The sequence below is a fragment of the Candidatus Methylomirabilota bacterium genome (assembly GCA_035709005.1).
In the GTDB taxonomy this organism is placed as follows: Bacteria; Methylomirabilota; Methylomirabilia; order Rokubacteriales; family CSP1-6; genus 40CM-4-69-5.
Window position 1 is genome coordinate 60169 of the sequence record DASTFB010000059.1, and the last position, 18241, is coordinate 78409.

The window sequence follows — 18241 nt, forward strand, 5'->3', positions numbered from 1 at the left end:
ATCTGCTCATGAAACGGTTCGAGGTCGTCCAGGCCGACAGCGTGGAAGACTGCCTGCGGGCGCTCGCCGCGCACGGGCGCGAGGCGAAGCTCCTGGCAGGAGGCACGGATCTGCTGCCCCAGCTCAAGAACGGGATGCTGGCCCCCCGCTACATGGTCGACCTGTCCAGGGTCACCCGGTTGCGGACCCTGGACGTCCATGACGGGCTCCGGGTGGGCGCCGCGGTGACGGCCCGAGAGCTCGAGCTGAATCAAGCCGTCCAGACGCGCTATCCGGCGCTGGCCGAGAGCGGCGCCCTCGTCGGCTCGGTCCAGGTGCGCAACCTGGCCACCGTGGGCGGCAACCTCTGCAATGCCGCGCCCTCGGCCGACATGGCCCCGCCGCTCCTGGCCCTGGAGGCCGAGGCGGTGATCGCCGGGCCCCGCGGCGAGCGGCGGGTGCCCCTGAGCGCGTTCTTCGCGGACGTGAGGCGCACGGTGCTGGCGCCCGACGAGCTGCTGCTCGAGCTCGTGATCCCGGCTCCGGCGCCGCGGAGCGGAGGACGTTACCTGCGCCACACGCCGCGGCGTGAGCTGGACATCGCCGTGGTGGGCGTCGCCTCCCAGCTCAGCCTGTCGGACGGCATCTGCGCGCGGGCGCGCATCGCGCTCGCTGCCGTAGCGCCGATTCCCCTCCGGGCGACGGCTGCCGAGCAGGCGCTGGAAGGGCGACCGCTCACGGCCGAGCTCATCGAGGAGGCGGCGGGGCTGGCGGCGGAGGCCGCCCGACCCATCAGCGATCAACGGGGATCGGCCGAGTTCCGCCGCCATCTCGTCCGCGTCCTGACGCGACGGACACTGACCTCCGCGCTCGCGCGAGCGCGGAGCTGAGCGAGAGGAGCTTCGAAGTGGCCAAGCAGGCCCTGAGCTTTACGGTGAACGACGAGGCGGTGGAGGTGCTGGTCCAGCCCTGGGACACCCTGCTGGACGCGCTGCGGGAGCGGCTGGGCCTCACGGGGCCGAAGGAGGGTTGCGGCACTGGCGACTGTGGGGCCTGCACGGTGCACGTCGATGACAAGCCGGTGGCGAGCTGCCTGATGCTGGCGGTGCAAGCGCGCGGCCGCTCGGTGCGCACGATCGAGGGGCTGGGCCGGCCGGGGGCGCTTCATCCGCTGCAGGACGCCTTCGTGCGGCACGGCGTGCCCCAGTGCGGATTCTGCATTCCCGGAGTCCTGATGGCCGCAGCAGCCTTGCTGGCCGAGAACCCGCGTCCGACCCCCGAGGAGATCCGCTACGGCATCGCCGGCAACCTCTGCCGGTGTACGGGCTACACGACCATGATCACCGCCATCAGTGAAGCCGCTGCCGCGGCGGCGAGGTAGACCACCATGGCCCAGAAGACGACGCGCGATGTCCGGGGAGTGGGGCTGGCCATCCCCCGGCCCGACGGCCCCGAGAAAGTCACCGGCCGGGTCCAGTACGTGGCCGATCTGCAGCCACGCGGGCTCCTGCACGCCAAGCTGCTCCGGAGTCCGCACGCCCACGCCCGCATCGTACGGATCGACACCACCCGGGCCCGGGCGCTGCCGGGCGTGCGCGCGGTCCTCACCGCGGCCGATGTCCCCGAGCTCAAGCGCAAGGCGCCGACGCGCGCCCACGCGGTGCTGGCGATCGATCGCGTGGTGTTCGTTGGACAGCCGGTGGCCGCCGTCGCGGCCGACGAGCTGGCCATCGCCGAAGAGGCGATCGATCTCATCACTGTCGAGTACGAGGTGCTCCCGGCCTCCGTGGACCCGCTGAAGTCGATGCAGGTCGGCGCGCCCGGCGTCGCTGACGCCGGCACCGAAGCGGACACCAGCGAGGCCATGGCCCACGGAGCCGTCACGGTGGCCAAGACCGATGCGCCCCCGCCCAAGGCCGCCAACGTGGCCCAGCAGTCGCGGCTCCACCGCGGCGACGTCGCCAGGGGCTTCGCGGAATCCGACCTGGTGCTCGAGAAGACCTATCGTGTGCCGATGGTGCACCAGGGCTACCTCGAGCCGCACGCCGTGCTGGCCGAATGGGACCGCACGGGGTTCCTCACCCTGTGGGCCAGCACGCAAGGCTCGTTCAACACCCGCTCCGAGGTCGCGGACGTCCTGCAGATGTCAGAGAACCAGATCCGCGTGATCCCGATGGAGTGCGGGGGCGGCTTCGGCGGGAAGATCCGCGCCCTGTGCGAGCCGATCACCGCGCTGCTGGCCCGGGCCACCGGGCGGCCGGTGCGCTACGTGATGACCCGGCGCGAGGAGCTGGAGGCCGGCAACCCCGCGCCCCAGGTCATCATCCGGCTCAAGACCGGCGTGAAGCGAGACGGCACGCTGATGGCGCTCGAGGCGGAGACCGTGTTAGAGGCGGGCGCCTTCTCGGGAGCGGTCCTGGCCGTGAGCGCGGTCTTCCTGGCCAGCCTCTACAAGTGGCCGGCGTTCGAGGTGCGCGGGGCCGAGGTGCTCACCCACAAGCCGAGCATTGCCGCCTATCGGGCCCCGGTCGCCCCCCAGACGATCTTCGCCATCGACTCGCACATGGAGCAGATCGCCCGCGCGCTGGGGCTCGACCCGGTCGAGTTCCGCCGGCGCCACCTCATCGCCGAGGGCGATCCGATGGCCAATGGCCAGCCCTGGCAGAGCAACGGCGCGCGGGAAGTCCTGGACCGCATCGCTGGGCACCCGCTCTGGAAGAGCCGGGCCGAGTGGAAGGCCAGCGGCGGCAAAGGCCATGGCCTGCGGGGGACGGGGCTGGCCCTGGGCGGGTGGCTCGGCGGCCTTCAGCCGACCGGCGCCACGGTGCGCCTCAACCCCGACGGGACGGTCAGCGTCCTCACCGGCCAGGTGGACATCGCCGGCACCAACATCGCGCTGGCCCAGATCGCCGCCTCCGCGTACGGCGTCGATATCGAGAAGGTCCGCATCACCACCGGGGACACCGATACCGCGCCGATGACCGGGCTCAGCGCCGGCAGCAAGACGGTCTACACGGTCGGCACGGCCGTGCTCCAGGCGGCGGAGGACGCGCGCCGGCAGACGCTGGAGATCGCGGCCTCGGAGCTGGAAGCTTCCGTCCACGATCTCGAGCTCGTGGATGGCCGCGTGACCGTTCGGGGCATGCCCGATCGTGGCATCACGCTCGCCCAGATCGGCAAGAAGGGCAATCTCTACATGTCCAAGGTGCCGCCCGTCCTCGGGGTGAGCCGCCCGGCGTTCTCCCAGCAGGCCCCGGGCTTCGCCGCTCAGCTAGCGCGGATCGAGGTCGACCCCGACACCGGAGAGGTCACGGTGTACGACTTCGTGGTCGTCCAGGACGTGGGCAAGGCGATCAACCCGCTGGGCGTCGAGGGACAGATGCAGGGCGGCGCGGTGCAGAGCCTGGGGATGGCGCTCACCGAGGCCCTGACGTACGACGACGAGGGCCGCCTGACCAACCCCAGCCTGCTCGACTACCGCAAGCTCACCGCGGCGGATCTTCCGGACATCGAGACGATCATCGTGGAGAAGCCGTCGCCGTCCGGCCCCTTCGGGGCCCGGGGCGTCGGCGAGCCGCCCATCGTCCCGGCGCCCGCCGCCATCGCCAACGCGGTCGAGGACGCGACGGGAGTCCGGATCACCACGGCCCCGCTCACGCCCGAGCGCATCGCGCTGGCGCTGCTCGCCGGGCCGCCCGCCAGAACCGGCTAGACGTCTCCGCGGGCCCAGGCGACTCGATGTGGATCGCCGGCAACCGCTACGACGTGCGAGAGCTGAACGGCGCGTTCGGCGACCTGGGCACGCTGATCCCCTTCGTCCTCGGGGCCCTGGTCATGCTGGGCCTGCTCATGGTGCTCGTGGGCCTCGGCCTCGCCGACTCGGTGAGCATCCTGCTGCGGCTGTTCCCGGCCGCGGTGCTCGGCGTAATTCTGATGTTCGGCGGCCTGGAGCTGGCCAGGGGCCTGCTGCCCAGTGTCGCCACGGGCAGCGATCGTGCGGTGACCCTGCTCACGGCCGCCGTCGCGATGTGGAACATGGGCGCAGGCTTCCTGGCGGGCCTCGCCCTCTGGTACATGCACCCGGGCAACGGACGCGCACGCCAGCCCGAGGACGAGGCTCGGGGCCCCCGCGCACGTGGCATAGTGAGGCCTGACCGAGAGGAGGGCGCATGAAGGTGTTGACGGTGCTGATGCTGCTGGCGCTCCTGCACGCGAGCGGCGGGCCCGCGGTGGCCGCCGAGCTCCTGCTCTCCGTCGCCATCAGCATGAAGGAAGCCGCAGAGGACGTGGGCCGCCGGTTCGTCGAGCACCATCCCGGTGTGACGTTGCGGTACAACTTCGGCGCCACTGGCGATCTGCAGAAGCAGATCGAGGCGGGCGCCCCGGTGGACGTGTTCGTCTCGGCCGCTCAGCGCCAGATGGACGAGCTGGAGCTCGGCGGGTTCATCGTTCCGGAGAGCCGCCGGGTGTTCGCCCGCAACGTCCTGGTCACGGTCAAGTCGGCGGCCGAGCCTCTGGATCTGCCGGGACCGTCGGACCTTCTCGATCGACGCGTCCAGCGAATTGCCATTGGCAATCCCAGGACGGTACCGGCCGGGCAGTACGCCGAGGAGAGCCTGCGCACGCTGAGGCTGTGGGACCGGCTCAAGAGCCGGCTGGTGTTCGGGGAGAACGTCCGCCAGGTGCTCGACTACGTCAGCCGGGACGAGGTCCACGTGGGCATCGTGTACGCCACCGACGCCCTGACCCGCGCGGGCCAGGTGCGTCTGGCCTTTGCCTTTCCCGAGGATACGCACAGCCCGATCGTGTACCCGGCCGCCGTGGTGAAGAGCAGCCGCCACCGCGAGCTGGCCCGGGCCTTCGTCGAGATACTGGCCGGATCGGAGGGCCAGGCGGTGCTGCGCCGTCTGGGCTTCGAGCTGCCCGGCCCCGATCGTCGATGAGCCGCGAGCATTGGGATGCCCTTGCGCTGTCGGTGCAGGTGGCCGTGGTGGCCACGTTCCTGAACGCCGTGCTCGGGATCCCTTTGGCCTACGTGCTCGCTCGCCGCGTCTTCCGCGGCAAGACGGTGATCGACCTGCTCATCACCCTGCCGCTCGTCCTGCCTCCTACCGTCACCGGCTATTACCTCATCGTGCTGCTCGGTCGGCGCGGCTGGCTGGGAGGTCCGCTCTACGACCTCACCGGCTGGACTGTGGCCTTCACCTGGTACGCGGCGGTGGTGGCGGCGACGGTGATGGCGCTGCCTTTGCTGGTGCGCACGGCGCGGGCGGCCATCGAGTCGGTCGACCGCGACCTGGAGAAAGCGGCCTACACGCTGGGGCGGCCCGAGTGGCGGACGGCCCTCGAGGTCACCCTGCCCCTGGCCGGGCGCGGCATCCTGGCCGGCCTGGTGCTCGCCTTCGCGCGCGCGCTCGGGGAGTTCGGGGCGACGCTGATGCTGGCGGGGAACATCCCGGGCCGTACGCAGACCGTGCCGCTGGCCATCTACACCGCCGTGCAGACCGGCGAAGCCGCCGAGGCGCTCGTCCTGGTGGCGGCGCTGACCGCGCTGTCCTGCGCGGTGCTGCTCGCGGCTGGCCGGCTGGGCGCTCGAGCGGCCTGAACGTGAGCCGTCTCGAGGTGCGGATCGTCAAGCGGTTGCCCGGCTTCGCGCTGGACATCGACTGGAGCGGGGATGACGGCGTGGTCGCGCTGTTCGGGCCCTCCGGGGCGGGCAAGAGCCTGACGCTGCACTGCCTGGCCGGGCTGATCCGGCCCGATCACGGTCGCGTCGTCGTGGACGGGCGGGTGTTCTTCGACACCCCCGGGATCGAGCTGCCCCCCCAGGCCCGGCGCGTGGGGTACGTGTTCCAGAGCTACGCGCTCTTTCCGCACCTCACGGTGGCCGAGAACGTCGGCTTCGGCTTGCGCGACAGGCCGCGGCAGCACCGTCAGGAGCGCACCGCCGCCGTGCTGGAGCGTCTCGGCTTGACGGGGCTGGGCGACCGACGTCCGGGTGAGCTGAGCGGCGGCCAGCGGCAGCGCGTGGCGCTGGGCCGGGCGCTGGCCATCGACCCGGCGCTGCTGCTGCTCGACGAGCCGCTCTCCGCGCTCGATGCGCCGATGCGGGCGGGGCTGCGCGACGAGCTGCGCGCACTGCTGCTGGACTGGGGGATCCCGGCCGTGATCGTCACCCACGATTTCACCGAGGCCTATCGGCTGGGCGATCGCATCGTGGTGTACGATGCCGGTCGGGTCATCCAGTCGGCGCTGCGCTCCGAGCTGCTCTGGCAACCGGCTTCCGAGGCCGTCGCCCGCATCATGGGCATCCGCAACATCCTGCACGGGATCGTCATCAAGGCCACGCCCGACCGGATCCAGCTGCGGTGGCGCGGTCTGACGCTGGAGGCGGTGAACTCCCCCACCCGGGCCTATCTGCCGCCGCCGGAGGCCCCGATCGCGTTCTTCATCCGGCCCGAGTACGTGCGGCTCATCCGCAAGGACCGGGGCGCTCCGGATCCCCAGCACCACATGAACCTCATGAGCGGGCGGATCGTCGACGAGACCGATTTCGGCACCACGTGGGCCCTGCGGATCCGTCTGGACGAGCCCGGCGCGCCCGCGCAGGGCCAGTACGACCTCGAGGTGGAGGTGCCCCGCCTGGTCTACGAAATTCTGGAGGTTGCCCGCGACCGCCGCTGGCAGCTGTCGATCCACCGGGGCTCGATCCAGGTGCTGCCCCGGTGACCGCCCGCCCGGTGCTCGAGGCTCAGGACGTCGCCGTCCGGCGCTCCGACACCTTCACGCTGGACATCCCCGCCCTGGACGTCCGGGCCGGTGAAGTCCTGGCCGTGATCGGTCCCAACGGGAGCGGCAAGTCCACGCTCTTGCGCGTGCTGGCCCTGCTCCAGGTGCCCGACCGGGGCGAGGTGCGCTATCGCGGCAGCGTGGTGACGGCGGCCGAGGGGCTCGGCGTGCGCCGCCGGATGGCCACCGTGTTCCAGTCGCCGATGCTGGCCGATATGACGGTCGAGGCCAACGTCGCGCTGGGGCTCCGCTTTCGCGGGGTGCCGCCGGCCGAACGGGCACTGCGCGTGCGCCGCTGGCTCGAGCGCTTCGGCGTCGCCCCCCTCGCGGCGCGGTCGGCCCGCGCCCTCTCCGGTGGCGAAGCGCAGCGGGTGGCCCTGGCCCGCGCGCTGGTGCTCGAGCCCGAGGTCCTCTTCCTGGACGAGCCGTTCTCCGGGCTGGACGAGCCCACGCGTGCCGCGCTCGTGCCCGAGCTCGGCGCGGTGCTGAGAGCCGAGCGGGTGACGACCGTCCTGGTCTCGCACGACCGAACCGAGGCTCAGGGGCTGGCTGATCGCGTCGCCGTCCTGATGAAGGGCCGCCTGTGCCAGGTGGACGAGACGGCGCGCACGTTCCAGGCTCCCGCCTCCGAGGAGGTGGCCCGCTTCGTCGGCGTGGAGACAATCGTCAGTGGCGAGGTCGTCGCCACCGGCTGGGGCGTCGCGACGATCGATGTGGCCGGTTGCCGGCTGGAGGTGGCGGCGGCGGCCAGGCCGGGAGAGCGGGTGCGCCTGGGTATCCGGCCTGAGGACGTCACGCTGGCCCAGTCACCGGAGGGGCCGATGCTGACCAGCGCCCGTAATCACTTGCGGGGCACGGTGATCCGCATCACCCCGGGCAGCCCGGTGCGCGTGCTGGTGGACGTGGGGTTTCCGCTCGTAGCCGCCATCACTCCCCGCTCGGTGCAGGAGCTCAGGCTTACCGCCGGGGTGCCGGTCACGGCCGTCTTCAAGGCGAGCGCCGTGCACGTCATAGACCAGGCGATCCTTGACAGCGCCAGCCCCTTGGGGCTAAATGTGAAGCACCCGCAACCAGATGTATCGGACGGGGGTAGCGATTGACTGAGATAAACGCCAGGCCAGCGGCCGCCCGGTCGCTGGCGTTGTTCTCTGTATCCCCTCCCTGCCGCCCTCAAGGAGGCCATGCATGACCGAGGAGAGCCTCATCGAGCGACTCATGGCCGAGAACGAGGAGTTCCGCCGCCTCCGGCTCGAGCATCAGGATCACGACCGTAACCTGGAGGCGTTGAAAGGCGCGTCCCCGCTCTCGGCTGAGCAACAGTGGCGCATGACGGAGCTCAAGAAGCTGAAGCTGATGGCGAAGGATCGAATGGAAGAAATCATCCGGCACGCGCGCGTCACGGCCTGACGCCGAGCCGGTCGAGGCTTTCTCATGCCGCGGACCGCGGCCAGAGCGCTCCGCGGATTCACCCACCTGGGGCCCAGGGGCGAGGCCCGCATGGTCGACGTCTCTGCCAAGCCGGAGACGGCGCGCCAGGCGGTGGCCCGGGCGGTCCTGAGGATGGCGCCCCGTACGGTGCGTCTCATCCGGGCCGGCAACGCGCCCAAGGGCGATGTGCTGGGGGTGGCGCGAACGGCCGGCATCATGGCGGCCAAGCGCACCCATGAGCTGATCCCGCTCTGTCACCCCCTGCGCATCACCGGGATCGACATCGAGTTCACCGATGACGTGCGCCGCGGCGAGCTCTCGGTGCAGGCTCGCGTGCGGACCGTCGACAAGACGGGCGTGGAGATGGAGGCCCTGACGGCGGTCAGCGTGGCCGCCCTCGCGGTGTACGACATGGTCAAGGCGGTGGAGAAAGGGGTCACCATCGCCCGCGTGGAGCTGCTCGAGAAGACCGGGGGAAAGTCCGGCCACTGGCGGCGACGCGAACGCAGCCGGGTCCCTCCTGGAACAGGCCACCCACGGCTCAAGCCGGGCTCCCGGTCCCCGCTCCAACAATGAAGACCGCGCTCGTGCATTCCGACCAGTACGCCCAGTTCGACTACGGACCGGAGCATCCCCTGCGTATGGAGCGCCTCGACCTCACCTGGCGCCTGATGCAGGCCTACGGCCTCACCGCGCTCCCCGGCGTCACCGTGACGGCCCCGGACCCGGCCGAGGAGTCGGAGCTGCTGCGTTTCCACACCGAGGAGTACCTGACCGTGCTCAAGGCCGCCAACACCGGTCGGGCCCCCATGGCGGTGGTCTGTCGTTATGGCCTGGGCCCGGGCGACAACCCGGTGTTCCCCGGCTTGTGGGACGTGGCGCGACTGGCCGCCGGCGGCTCCGTGCTGGCGGCGCGGCTGGTCGGCAGCGGCCAGGTGGAGCGCGCGTTCCACTTCGCCGGAGGGCTGCACCACGCCATGCCCGATCGGGCCTCGGGCTTCTGCTACGTCAACGACGCCGTGCTGGCGATTCTCCACCTGCGCGCCCGCGGCTTGCGGGTCGCCTACATCGACATCGACGCCCATCACGGTGACGGGGTTCAGCAGGCCTTCTACGCCGACCGCAACGTGCTGACCATCTCCATCCACGAGCGGGGCGACCGGCTCTTTCCGGGCACGGGATTCGTGGAGGAGGCTGGCGAGGGCGAGGCGCGAGGCTATTCGGTGAACCTGCCGCTCGACGTCCTCACCGACTCCTCCGCCTATCTGCCCGCCTTCGAGGCCGTAGTGCCGCCGCTCGTGCGGGCCTTCAGCCCGGACGTGGTGGTGGCCCAGCTCGGGATCGACTCCCACCGGACGGACCCGCTCACCCACCTCGCCCTGGACGTGCAGGGCTTCGCCCGGGTGGTGGCACGGATCACCGAGCTGGCGCCCAGGCTGGTGGCCCTGGGAGGCGGCGGATACGACGTGGGGAACGTCGCGCGGGCCTGGACGGCGGCCTGGGCGGTGATCAACGGCGTCGAGCTGCCGGCCGAGCTGCCCCAGCCCTTTCTCGAGCGGGTGGGATCGCGTGTGCGCACCCGATCGCTCTGGGACCCGCCGGCGCACCTGGACGAGGACCGCCGGCGAGTCGTCCAGGACTACCTCGCCCGCCAGGTCGACAGCGTGCAGCGGCTCATCTTCCCGCTTCATGGGCTCTGAGTTTGTCGTGCTACAGTGACCAGACGACGGTGTCGTCTGACGCCGGGTGGAGGTCCCGAGCGTGCGCGGCGTGCTGATCACGTTCGAGGGCGTCGAGGGGTCGGGCAAGACGACCCAGTTGACGCGCCTCGGGCGATGGCTGGAACGAAATGGCTTCCGTGTCGAGCGAACAGCGGAGCCGGATGGCACCGCCCTCGGTGTCGCCATCCGGCGGCTGTTCGAGCGTCCCGGCTCGCGGCCGACCCCGCTCGCCGAGCTCTTCCTCTTCCTGGCCGCGCGCCAGCAGCACGTGAGCGAGCGCATCCGCCCCTGGCTCGCCCAGGGCCGGGTCGTCCTCTGCGACCGCTACGTCGACGCCACCACCGCCTACCAGGGCTACGGGCGCGGGCTGGACGTCGAGCTGATCCGCGAGCTGAACGTCCGCGCCACCGGCGGCATCCTGCCCGACCTGACGCTGGTCTTCGATCTCGAGCCGGCCGTGGGGCTCCGGCGCATCGGCAAGCGCCGCCTGGATCGCTTCGAGCGCGAGGCCCTGGCGTTTCACCGGCGGGTACGCCGCGGCTACATCGAGCTTCACCGGGCCGAGCCCAAGCGGGTGCGGCTGATCCGGGCGGCCCGGCCCGCCGGCGTCATCGCGGACGAGGCCCAGGCGCTCGTGGGAGATTTCCTGCGTGGCCTTTGAGGCGCTGGCGGATCAGCCTCCCGCGATCGAGCTTCTGCGGCGCACGCTGGCCGGAGGCCGGGTGGCCCACGCCTACGCGTTCGTGGGCCCCCCGGAGAGCAGAGCCATCACCGCGGCCCTGTCCTTCGCTCAAGCCTTGCTCTGTCCGGTCGGGGGTTGTGGCGCCTGCCGGGCCTGCAGTCTGGCGGCGGCCAGCCGGCACCCGGATCTGCACGTGATCATGCCGACGCCGCCCGAGACCAACCCCAGGGGCCCGCGCGCCATTCGTATCGGCGCGATCCGCGCGCTGGAGCGGCAGGCGGCCCTGGCCCCCGTCACGGCGGTCCGCAAGGTGTTCGTTCTGGACGAGGCGGAGCGGATGACGGGGGAGGCGCCACAGGCGTTCCTCAAGACACTGGAGGAGCCGCCGGCGCGCACCGTCATCGTGCTGGTGCTGCCGCGGACGCGCGCGGTCCCCGCCACCGTGCTGTCGCGCTGTCAGCTCGTCCGATTTCCAACCCCGGCGCCGCCCTCGCAGGAGCAGGCCGAGGTCGTGGAGGCGCTGGCCGAGGTGCGGGCCAAGGGCATGGAGGCGCTCTTCCGCCGGGCCCAGGGGTTCGACCGTGACCGTGAGCGCGCCGAGCGCTTCGTCGACGCCTGCTGGCTCCACTGCCGCGACCTGCTGCTGGCCCGCTGTGGCGCCCCCGGACGGCTGCTCACCGACCCGGCCGCGGCCGAGGTGCTCACCCGAGAGGCCGCGGGGTGGAGCGTGGAGGCGTTGCTCCGGGCCATCGCCATCTGCCGCGAGGCCCGGCAGGCGCTGGCCGTGAACGTGACACCCCGGCTGACGCTGGAGGTCGTACTGACCCGGCTGGCGCTGCGGGCGGCCTGAGGACCATGGCATGAGCGAGGTCGAGACCGCCTATCTGGTCGGCATCCGGCTGCGCGAGGTCGCCCCGGCCGAGGACTACAAGCTGGTCGGCGACGAGCTGACCGTGGCCGTCGGCGACTTCGCGGTGGTCGAGGCGGCCGGGGGCGAGCTCGTCGGCGAGGTCCGCCGGCCGCGGCGGCCGCTCCCCGAGTTCAAGCGAGACAGGGCGTTTCCGCAGGTGGTGCGCCTGGCCACCGAGACGGAGGTCCGGGAATGGCACGCGCGTCGCGAGCGCGAGAAGGCGCACGTCGCGACCTCGCAGCGTCTGGCCCGCCAGCGCGGGCTGCCGGTCAAAGTGGTGGACGTCGAGATCCACCCGACGGCCCGCCGGATCACGGTGTACTTCAACGCCGGGGACCGTGTGGACTTCCGCGAGCTCGTGCGCGACCTGGCCCGCGAGTTCCGGGCCCGCATCGAGATGCGCCAGATCGGTGCCCGCGACACGACCAAGGTCATGGACGGCATCGGCCCTTGCGGACGCCAGCTCTGCTGCTCGTCGTATCTTCGCAAGTTCGAGCCGATCTCGGTGAAGATGGCCAAAGCCCAGGACATGCCGCTCACCGACAGCCGGCTGCTGGGCAATTGCGGGCGGCTCAAGTGCTGCCTGCTCTACGAGTTCTCGCTCTATCAGGAGCTCCGCTCGCGGCTGCCCAAGGTCAACACGCCCTGCCAGGCCTCCTGCGGGGGCGGCGGCTGCATGAGCGGAAAGGTCAGATCGATCCGGGTGCTCAAGCAGTCCGTGGTAGTGGGCTTTCCCGACGGCACCGAGGCCGAGGTGCCCTTGGACCAGATCACCTGGGAGGGGCGAGCGCACATTGTTGTAGCGGGGTCCGCGAGCCCGGATCAGAGTGTTGTAGCGGAGCCCGAGAGTCCGGATAAGGCCGAGGGTGGCCTGAGCTAGGTGCGTGTGGCTCCGAGCGTCTTCTATCTCACCACGCCGATCTACTACGTCAACGCGCCACCCCACCTGGGGCACGCGTACACGACCATCATCGGCGACGCGATGGCCCGCTGGCACCGCCTGGTCGGCGACCGCGTCTTCTTCCTCACCGGCACCGACGAGCACGGCGACAAGATCGCCCAGGCCGCGGCCGCGGCCGGCATCTCCCCCCAGGCGCTGGCCGACCGGAACTCGGCGGCGTTCCGACAGGCCTGGAAGCGGCTGGGGATCGTGTACGACGACTACATCCGCACGACCGAGCCCCGCCACACCGCGGTGGTCCAGCACATCCTGCAGCGGCTGCATGACGCCGGCGAGTTCTACCTGGGCAAGTACGGCGGCCAGTATTGCTTCGGCTGCGAGCGCTTCTACACCGACAAGGAGGTTGCCGACGGGCTCTGCCCCGACCACCGCACCCCGCTGACCTATATCGAGGAGGAGAACTACTTCTTCCGGATGTCGGCCTACCAGGACTGGCTGGTGGGGTATCTCAAGGCGCATCCCGACCTGATCCGGCCCGAGCGCTATCGCAACGAGATCCTGGGCTTCCTCGGCGAGCGGCTCCACGATCTGTCGATCAGCCGTCCCAAGAGCCGGCTACAGTGGGGCATCCCGCTGCCCTTCGACGACCGCTTCGTCACCTACGTGTGGTTCGACGCCCTCATCAACTACGTCTCGGCGCTGGACTACCCGGACGGCGAGCGCTTCCGCACCTTCTGGCCGCATGCCCAGCACCTCATCGGCAAGGACATCCTCAAGCCGCACGCTGTCTACTGGCCCTGCATGCTGAAGGCCCTGGCCCGCGCCCAGGGGTTGCCCGAGGACCGCTCCGACGCGCTGCTGTTCCGCCACCTCAACGTGCACGGGTACTGGAACATCGGCGGCGGCAAGATGTCCAAGTCCGTCGGTAACGTGGTGGAGGCGCTCGCCTTGAGCGAGAAGTACGGCAACGACGCGTTCCGGTACTTCGTCCTGCGCGAGATGGTCTTCGGCCTGGACGCCGACTTCTCCGAGGAGGCGTTCGTGGGCCGGCTCAACGCCGATCTCGCCAACGACCTGGGGAACCTGGTGGCGCGGGCCACCACCCTGATCGCCAGCCACGGCGGCATCACCCGGGTGCCGGCCGCCACCGAGCTCGATCGCCAGGAACTGGCGATCCGGCAGAGTGTCGAGGAGCTGGTGCAGCGCGACGGCCCGCACAGCCTCCACGAGGCGATGGACGCGTTCGCTTTCCACCGGGCGCTGGGGCGGGTGTGGAACGTCATCGCCCTGCTGAACGGCTACGTGGATGTGAGCAAGCCGTGGGGGCTGGCCCGGGACCCGGCGGCCCGGCCGCATTTGGAGCGCGTGCTCTACGTGCTCGGCGAGTCGCTCCGCATCCTGGGTATCGTGCTGGCGCCGTTCCTCCCCGATGCCGCCGTCAGGATCCGCCAGGCCCTGGGGCAGACGGCAGAGCCGCAGCTGGCCCACGCCGCGTGGGGCGGGCTTCAGCCGGGCGCTCCGGTCCGCAAGCTCTCGGGTCTGTTCCCGCGCGTCGATCAGCGCGCCACGGCGACGGCCGGAGTGGCGGCGGACCGGCCGGTGGAGACGCTCGACCGGGCCAGCGCCAAACACGGCGAGTCGGCGGGGCCGATCACCAAGGATCAGTTCGCGCGGCTCGACCTCCGGGTGGCCCAGGTGCTGGCCGCCGAGCCCGTGGCCAAATCGAGGAAGCTGCTCAAGCTCACCGTCTCGCTGGGCGGCGACGAGTCCCGCACCGTCGTGGCGGGCATCGCCGAGCACTACCGGCCGGACGAGCTCGTCGGCAAGAAGGTGGTGATCGTCGTCAATCTCGAGCCGGCCCGGCTGATGGGGATCGAGTCGCAGGGCATGCTCCTGGCGGGGTCCGCCCAGGGACAACTCTCGATCCTCGTCCTCGACCGCGATCTGCCGCCCGGCGCCAGGGTGACCTAGGTGCTTGTCCGGGTAGCGGTCCCAGAGGCACGGCCCGGCTGCGCCGGGGCGTGCCGAATGTTGGGGGGTGTGGGGGGCCATGTCGGGGCCCCCCACGTCGCCTAGTGCGGTCACCGACGGGCGAGGCCCCGTGATGGAGGCCCACGCCTCGCCGGTCGCCGGTCCGAGGGTGGAGCGAGCCCTGCGCGCGTGGGGCCCGTGGCTCCGCCGCTGGGGCATTTCCATGGTGTCCCTGGTCGGCGGCCTGCTCACTCTGTTCGTCTTTCGGCGCGAGCTGACGCACATCCGATGGTTCGTCGGCTCCATCCTGCTCATCTGGATCCTGTTCGCGGTGCTGACCCAGGTCCGGCAAGCCCTGGAGGCGCGCGGCCACCGCCTGGTCATCACCGCGGCCGACTACTTGATCCAGAGCCTGTACCACGGGGTGCTGCTGTTCCTGCTGCCCGTCTACTGGGCGAGCACCACGCTCACCTCGCTCAACGCGCCGTTCCTGGTGCTCATCGTGGTACTGGCGATCCTGGCGACGTTCGATCCCTGGTACCACGTCGTGGTGCACCCGCGGCCGTGGACCCGCTACGTCTTCTTCCTCGTTTCGATCTTTTGCGGGCTCAACCTGGCGCTGCCGCTGGTCGGCGTGCCGCCTCACCTGGCGCTGGCCGGCGCGGCCTGGGCCTCGGTCGGGGCCCTCACCCCGTCGGTGTGCCGGGCCCGTGGCTGGCGGTGGTGGTTCGGGCTGCGCACCATGGCCCTGGCCGGCGTCTTCGTGGCGGTGCTCACCTGGTGGGGGCGCGCGGTGCTTCCGCCGGTGCCCCTGTTCATCGCCGCCAAGACGATGGCCTGGGCCGTCGAGGGCGACTCCCTGGAGCCGGTGGACGGGCCCATCGCCGCCGCCGACCTTCGCCGGCGCGGTCTCATCGCCTACACCGCGGTCTACGCGCCCGCCGGGCTCAAGCAGAGTGTGCGGCACGTCTGGCGCCAGGAAGGTCGCGTCGTCGACGACGTGCGCCTGTCCCCCGTGCACGGCGGACGCCGGGAGGGCTTTCGCACGTACTCGCGGAAGACCTCGTTCCCGGCCGACCCGTCCGGACGGTGGGTGGTGGACGTCCTGACCGGTTCCGATCAGCTCGTCGGTCGCCTGCGCTTCACCGTCGTGCCCTGATGCTCGACCTCGTCGATACCCACGCCCATCTGCACTTCCCGCAGTTCGCCGTCGACCTGCCCGAGACGCTGGCCCGGGCGCGCGCGGCCGGCGTCCGGCGCCTGGTGACCGTGGGCACCGACATCGCGGGCTCGGCGGCCGCCGTCGCCCTGGCCCAGGCCGAGCCCGACGTGTGGGCCACCGTGGGCATTCACCCCCACGACGCCGCCACTGGCGACGAGCCCACGTTCGCCGAGATCGCCCGCCTGGCCGCCGAGCCCCGCGTGGTGGCGATCGGCGAGATCGGCCTGGACTTCTTCCGCAACCTGGCCTCGCGCGACGACCAGGCGCGGGTCTTTCGGCGGCTGCTGGGCCTGGCCCGCAGCGCCGGCAAGCCGGTGGTGATCCACTGCCGCGACGCGCACGCCGAGGTCGTGCAGATCCTGACCGAGGAGAAAGTCCAGGAGATCGGCGGGATCATGCACTGCTTCTCGGGCGATGTCGCCGTGGCCCGCCAGTGTCTGGACCTGGGGCTGGTCATCTCGCTGGCCGGACCTGTCACGTACCCCAACGCGCGGGCGCTGCCCACGGTGGCCCGGTTCGTGCCAGGCGATCGTCTGGTGATCGAGACCGACTGTCCGTTCCTGCCGCCGCAGGGGCATCGCGGACAGCGTAACGAGCCGGCGCACCTCGCCATCACCGCGGCGCGGGTGGCCGAGTTGCGAGGCGTGCCGGTCGAGGCGCTGGCTCGCGAGCTCACCGCCAACGCCTGCCGCGTGCTGGGCCTGCCGTGACGCTGCGAGACCTCGGCTTTTTCTTGAGAGGCCGACTCAATCAAGGGGTGACGCGGGTCCTGAACCTGCGCCAGCCCTCCGCGCCGCCGCCCGCCCCGCTCCACGAGGTCCTGCACGGGGCCGGCGGGCCCCTGGCGCTGGCCGGGCTGGTGGCCGGACGATCCAACGCCGAGCGCGAGGCGGCGGTGGCCGCCTATCTGGTGGCCCACGGCGTCGAGTTCGCCCGGCACCGCTTCGCCACCTTCGAAGGTCGCGGCGAAAACTTCAGCGTCGACCTGGGCAGCGGCGAGCGCGTGCTCGTGCTGATCGCCCACCACGACGCGGTCCCGGGCAGCCCCGGCGCCAACGACAACGGGGCGGCCGTCGGCATCCTCCTGCACCTGCTGGACCGGCTCGGCTCCCGCGTGCCACCCGGGCTGCGTGTGCGCGTGCTGTTCACGGCAGCGGAGGAGCTGGGGTACCTGGGCGCCCGGGCCTACGTCCGCGACACCGAGCTCGCCGACATCGTCGGCGTGCTCAGCCTGGAGCTGTGCGGCATCGGCGATAGCCTGGCCGTCTGGGACGTCACCGGGGAGTCCGGCTTTCTCAGGTCGATCACCGGCGCCCTCGATGGCCTGGGCCTTCGCCGCGACGAGAGCTATCACGTCGTGGGCCGGATCCCGGTGTTCGGCAGCGATCATCGGGCCTTCGCGGCGGCGGGCATTCCCGCTTATGGCCTGACCATGGTGCCCGCGCGCGAAGCCGAAGCCCTCCGGCGCTTCGTGTTGAGCCCGGCGCGCAGCGCATTCCGGAACCTCGTGCGCCGGCCGCCCCCTTTCGACACCTACCACACGAGCCGTGACGGCCTCCGGACGCTGCAGGCGCCGGCGCTCCAGCGGGTAGGGCTCGCGCTGGAGGTCCTCGTGGACGCGCTGGGGTGACCAGCGCCCCTTTCGACGGCATCGCGGCCGTCATCTTCGACATGGACGGCGTCCTCGTGGATTCCGAGCCGCTGCACCTGGAAGCTGCCCGGCGCCTCCTGGCCACCTACGGCGTGGGCTATTCTCAAGAGGCCAACGAGCAGTTCATCGGCTTCACCGACCTGGAGATCTTCACCATCCTGCGCGCGCGCCACGGCCTCGCCGCCGACACCGACACCCTCGCCCGGCAGTTCACCCAGAATCTGATCGCGCTGCTGGAACGTGAGGCCGTGCCCTTGCCCGGAGTCCCGAGGGTGCTGGCGGCGTTGACGCGAGCCGGCTACCGGCTGGCTCTGGCCTCGTCCTCGACCCCGGAGGTCATCGCCGCCACGCTTCGCGTGCTGCGGCTGGAGGGCTACTTTCCCATCGTCGTCTCCAGCGTGGAGGTGGGGCGCGGTAAGCCGGCGCCCGACGTCTTCCTGGCCGCCGCTTCACGGCTGGGCCGGCCGCCCGCGCGCTGCCTGGTCGTCGAGGATTCGCGCAACGGCGTGCTCGCCGCCAAACGGGCAGGCATGGCCTGCGTCGCCGTGCCGTGCGCGGCGACGCGGCATCAGGACTTCGGCGAAGCGGACCGGGTGCTGACCTCGCTGGAGGAACTGCTGCCGGTGTTGCCGGGCGGCGTCAGAACAACGACGGCCCGCCCGAGACCCGGGCGAGCAGCAGGCGGCTCCGGGTAACCGCCCACTCGGGGACCAGCACCACGACCTCGCCCTGCTGGCCCACCGAGAACGGGTACACCGAGTGCGCCAAACGCGCCCGCAGCACCGTGGGGATGCCCTCGCTCTCGAGCAGACCCTTGACCACGAGCGCTTCGGCCTGATCGCAGCGGTGGACGTCGACCAGGCCCGGGACGTCGTCGGACAGCCGTCGCGCCGGGACTCGCGGCGGCGGCGACCCCGATCGGAGGCCCGGGAAGGGGATGATCTTGCCGCGTCGTCGCATGGGGCCCAAGTGTACCGCACGAGCCAT

General features: G+C 71.3%; 20 protein-coding genes. 19 read left to right on the forward strand and 1 reads right to left on the reverse strand.

Annotated features, from left to right (window positions below):
• The first annotated feature begins 8 nt into the window (after positions 1 to 8).
• The 19 genes from VFR64_09305 (at position 9) to VFR64_09395 (ending at position 17949) form a co-directional block, all read left to right on the forward strand.
• Positions 9 to 869, forward strand: a complete 861-nt coding sequence (locus VFR64_09305) for a xanthine dehydrogenase family protein subunit M (GenBank protein HET9489933.1) — start codon at positions 9 to 11, stop codon at positions 867 to 869.
• A 17-nt stretch (positions 870 to 886) separates the two neighbouring features.
• The gene (locus VFR64_09310) at positions 887 to 1360 is read left to right on the forward strand and encodes a (2Fe-2S)-binding protein (protein HET9489934.1); all 474 of its coding nucleotides are present in this window, start codon (positions 887 to 889) and stop codon (positions 1358 to 1360) included.
• Positions 1361 to 1366: 6 nt separating this feature from the next.
• Complete coding sequence (locus VFR64_09315; GenBank protein ID HET9489935.1) at positions 1367 to 3691, forward strand: xanthine dehydrogenase family protein molybdopterin-binding subunit; 2325 nt, start codon at positions 1367 to 1369, stop codon at positions 3689 to 3691.
• Positions 3692 to 3717: 26 nt separating this feature from the next.
• A complete protein-coding gene (locus tag VFR64_09320; GenBank protein ID HET9489936.1) occupies positions 3718 to 4152 on the forward strand; it encodes a hypothetical protein in 435 nt (144 codons plus the stop codon).
• Positions 4149 to 4922, forward strand: coding sequence for a molybdate ABC transporter substrate-binding protein (modA, locus tag VFR64_09325; protein HET9489937.1), 774 nt, complete (start codon positions 4149 to 4151; stop codon positions 4920 to 4922). The genes VFR64_09320 and modA overlap by 4 nt, the downstream gene beginning before the upstream one ends.
• Complete coding sequence (gene modB / locus VFR64_09330; GenBank protein HET9489938.1) at positions 4919 to 5584, forward strand: molybdate ABC transporter permease subunit; 666 nt, start codon at positions 4919 to 4921, stop codon at positions 5582 to 5584. Before modA ends, modB begins: the two co-directional genes overlap by 4 nt.
• A 2-nt stretch (positions 5585 to 5586) precedes the next feature.
• Positions 5587 to 6708, forward strand: a complete 1122-nt coding sequence (locus VFR64_09335) for an ABC transporter ATP-binding protein (GenBank protein ID HET9489939.1) — start codon at positions 5587 to 5589, stop codon at positions 6706 to 6708.
• On the forward strand, positions 6705 to 7868 hold the full coding sequence (locus VFR64_09340; GenBank protein HET9489940.1) for an ABC transporter ATP-binding protein: 1164 nt from the start codon (positions 6705 to 6707) through the stop codon (positions 7866 to 7868). The genes VFR64_09335 and VFR64_09340 overlap by 4 nt, the downstream gene beginning before the upstream one ends.
• An 85-nt stretch (positions 7869 to 7953) precedes the next feature.
• The gene (locus tag VFR64_09345; GenBank protein ID HET9489941.1) at positions 7954 to 8175 is read left to right on the forward strand and encodes a DUF465 domain-containing protein; all 222 of its coding nucleotides are present in this window, start codon (positions 7954 to 7956) and stop codon (positions 8173 to 8175) included.
• A gap of 24 nt (positions 8176 to 8199) precedes the next feature.
• On the forward strand, positions 8200 to 8772 hold the full coding sequence (gene moaC, locus VFR64_09350) for a cyclic pyranopterin monophosphate synthase MoaC (protein ID HET9489942.1): 573 nt from the start codon (positions 8200 to 8202) through the stop codon (positions 8770 to 8772).
• On the forward strand, positions 8769 to 9896 hold the full coding sequence (locus tag VFR64_09355) for an acetoin utilization protein AcuC (GenBank protein ID HET9489943.1): 1128 nt from the start codon (positions 8769 to 8771) through the stop codon (positions 9894 to 9896). The genes moaC and VFR64_09355 overlap by 4 nt, the downstream gene beginning before the upstream one ends.
• A 61-nt stretch (positions 9897 to 9957) precedes the next feature.
• Positions 9958 to 10578 carry a dTMP kinase gene (tmk, locus tag VFR64_09360; protein ID HET9489944.1) on the forward strand — a complete coding sequence of 207 codons (621 nt, stop codon included), beginning with the start codon at positions 9958 to 9960 and terminating at the stop codon, positions 10576 to 10578.
• The gene (locus tag VFR64_09365) at positions 10568 to 11449 is read left to right on the forward strand and encodes a hypothetical protein (protein HET9489945.1); all 882 of its coding nucleotides are present in this window, start codon (positions 10568 to 10570) and stop codon (positions 11447 to 11449) included. The genes tmk and VFR64_09365 overlap by 11 nt, the downstream gene beginning before the upstream one ends.
• Before the next feature lie 10 nt (positions 11450 to 11459).
• On the forward strand, positions 11460 to 12389 hold the full coding sequence (gene ricT, locus VFR64_09370; GenBank protein HET9489946.1) for a regulatory iron-sulfur-containing complex subunit RicT: 930 nt from the start codon (positions 11460 to 11462) through the stop codon (positions 12387 to 12389).
• Positions 12390 to 12395: 6 nt separating this feature from the next.
• Positions 12396 to 14381, forward strand: coding sequence for a methionine--tRNA ligase (metG, locus tag VFR64_09375; GenBank protein ID HET9489947.1), 1986 nt, complete (start codon positions 12396 to 12398; stop codon positions 14379 to 14381).
• Between the two features lie 133 nt (positions 14382 to 14514).
• The gene (locus tag VFR64_09380) at positions 14515 to 15540 is read left to right on the forward strand and encodes a DUF5924 family protein (protein ID HET9489948.1); all 1026 of its coding nucleotides are present in this window, start codon (positions 14515 to 14517) and stop codon (positions 15538 to 15540) included.
• A complete protein-coding gene (locus VFR64_09385) occupies positions 15540 to 16313 on the forward strand; it encodes a TatD family hydrolase (protein HET9489949.1) in 774 nt (257 codons plus the stop codon). The genes VFR64_09380 and VFR64_09385 overlap by 1 nt, the downstream gene beginning before the upstream one ends.
• 47 nt (positions 16314 to 16360) lie before the next feature.
• Positions 16361 to 17233, forward strand: coding sequence for a M28 family metallopeptidase (locus VFR64_09390; protein HET9489950.1), 873 nt, complete (start codon positions 16361 to 16363; stop codon positions 17231 to 17233).
• Entirely contained in the window at positions 17230 to 17949 is a 720-nt protein-coding gene (locus tag VFR64_09395) for an HAD family phosphatase (protein HET9489951.1), read from the forward strand. Before VFR64_09390 ends, VFR64_09395 begins: the two co-directional genes overlap by 4 nt.
• Here the strand turns inward: VFR64_09395 and VFR64_09400 are convergent.
• Complete coding sequence (locus tag VFR64_09400; protein HET9489952.1) at positions 17894 to 18241, reverse strand: hypothetical protein; 348 nt, start codon at positions 18239 to 18241, stop codon at positions 17894 to 17896. The genes VFR64_09395 and VFR64_09400 overlap by 56 nt on opposite strands.